Here is a 1746-nt window from a genome sequence, read left to right as displayed (position 1 = left end):
GCGAAAGTAGCTCAGTTGGTAGAGCACAACCTTGCCAAGGTTGGGGTCGCGAGTTCGAATCTCGTCTTTCGCTCTAAATGCCTTCCTACCAGGAGGCATTTAATTTTAAAAAGCATTATGCTTTTGCTGAAGTGGTGGAACTGGTAGACACGCAGGACTTAAAATCCTGTGCCCTCAACAGGCGTGCGGGTTCGATTCCCGCCTTCAGTACGCGACGGGAAGTACGTTCTAAAAGACGTAACTTCCCGTTTTTGTTTCCTCTCAATTCTTTGGCAATCAAGTAAATAATCCCTTTACCTCCGAGAGTTCATACTCCAGTTTGTTGATCTTTTCTTCACACTCTTTTTTCACCTTTTTGAAATCTATTGAATCTAGAGCATCTCCTTGCTCCTAATCACCAATAATCAAGCACCAATAATCAAGCACCAATAATCAAACGAACAACGAACAACAATCTCACTCCTTGCTCCCTACTCCTAATCAACAACGAAAAAAAATTAAACCTTTTTAAAATACCATGCCCTAAACTCCCTTACCTGCCTTTGCGAAACAACCACAAAGTTAACTTCATTAAGGCCAACCCTTACCACTTGCAAATCCATATTAAATGGAGTTTTCAAGTAAACCATTAATCTCCTAGAAGTAGTTTTGCCAATCTTTATAATTGCAGTCCTATTTACAACAAATCCCTTTTGCAACATAAAAAAATCATCTTCATTTAACAAAGCTAACAAACGAGCAATTGTCATATCGGTAGCAGCAGTCTTAACCCCATTAAAATCTACCAACCAATTAACACGTTGCTTATGAAAAACATAAGCAATATTTTCCACCTCAAAAACATCGCTTGCAAGCATCTCCCCTGCAACATCGTTAGCTATTGCTATGGCTTCTCCAAACTCCTCAAAAAGTTTTTCACGATGTATTTTCAAAACTTTAAAAGAATATTCGGCGGCATAAAATAAGTTCAAAAAAGAAATCAACAATACCACAGTCCAAAAATCCTTATGGTAATAATCGGTCTCAAAAATATTTTGCCCCCTAATGCTAAAATAAATGCCTGCCAGTACAAAAGCTAAAACAGCCATTAGCACAGTACCTAAAGCAAGCTGCAAGAACAATCTTTTATTAAAGTCACTAATCCACGAAACTTTTAAATCAAAGTAAAAGCTAATTAAACGAATAGCTAAAATAATTAAAAAGGCAATTACCGAGCTTCCTAACATAGCCGGCCAATAATACGTAAAGCGCATTAAAACCCAAAAGCGCTCTGGTTCTTGGTAAACTACTAGGTAGTGTCCAGCTATAAGAGAAAAAACACAGATCAACACAATGTCATACCAACCAAAAACCTCCCATGCCTTTTTAAAAAACTGTACAACATTCATTGCATTCCAAAATTGTTTAACCCAGAAAATAATAAAAATCTAAAACACTTCAAAGCAATGTGTCCTATATCATTTTAATCACAACAACCAAGCACCAATAATCAAATGAAAAACGAAGAACGAAAAACAACTTTAACCTTAATCCTTGTTCCTTGTTCCAACCTGCCACCAAAAGCTAGATTTCTCCTCCTTACAGACCGTCGAAATGACGCAACTATTAAAGTAACCACAAACGAAAAAACCAACCAACCCTTCCCAAGCACGCCCCAACGGCCTTCGAGATTTTGGCAGGAAAGACCAAACTTGACATTGCAAAAACAAAAACCTAGTACCAGCAAGCAAGAAAACAGAGCGTTAC

General features: G+C 37.7%; 2 protein-coding genes and 2 tRNA genes. 3 read left to right on the top strand and 1 reads right to left on the bottom strand.

Annotated features, from left to right (window positions below):
* A tRNA-Gly gene (locus B3I52_RS12510) sits at positions 1-73 on the top strand.
* A 52-nt stretch (positions 74-125) separates the two neighbouring features.
* Positions 126-210: transfer RNA gene (locus B3I52_RS12505), tRNA-Leu, on the top strand.
* 287 nt (positions 211-497) lie between these two features.
* Here B3I52_RS12505 and B3I52_RS12500 read toward each other — a convergent pair.
* Positions 498-1388: a LytTR family transcriptional regulator DNA-binding domain-containing protein gene (locus tag B3I52_RS12500; RefSeq protein ID WP_293301735.1), complete on the bottom strand. Its 891-nt coding sequence runs from the start codon at positions 1386-1388 to the stop codon at positions 498-500.
* A 105-nt stretch (positions 1389-1493) separates the two neighbouring features.
* Between B3I52_RS12500 and B3I52_RS12495 the strand changes: the two genes are divergently transcribed.
* The coding region (locus B3I52_RS12495) for a hypothetical protein (protein ID WP_293301733.1) at positions 1494-1746 on the top strand (253 nt) is incomplete at its 3' end.

Source organism: Pedobacter sp. UBA4863 (assembly GCF_002399615.1).
Taxonomy (GTDB): domain Bacteria; phylum Bacteroidota; class Bacteroidia; order Sphingobacteriales; family Sphingobacteriaceae; genus Pedobacter.
Note: the sequence above shows the minus strand (reverse complement) of the source record. Positions and strands in the feature narration are given on the sequence as shown.

Coding starts and splice junctions, on each gene's coding strand:
- B3I52_RS12500 (WP_293301735.1), bottom strand. CDS start 1,388: ATGAATGTTGTACAGTTTTTTAAAAAGGCATGGGAGGTTTTTGGTTGG.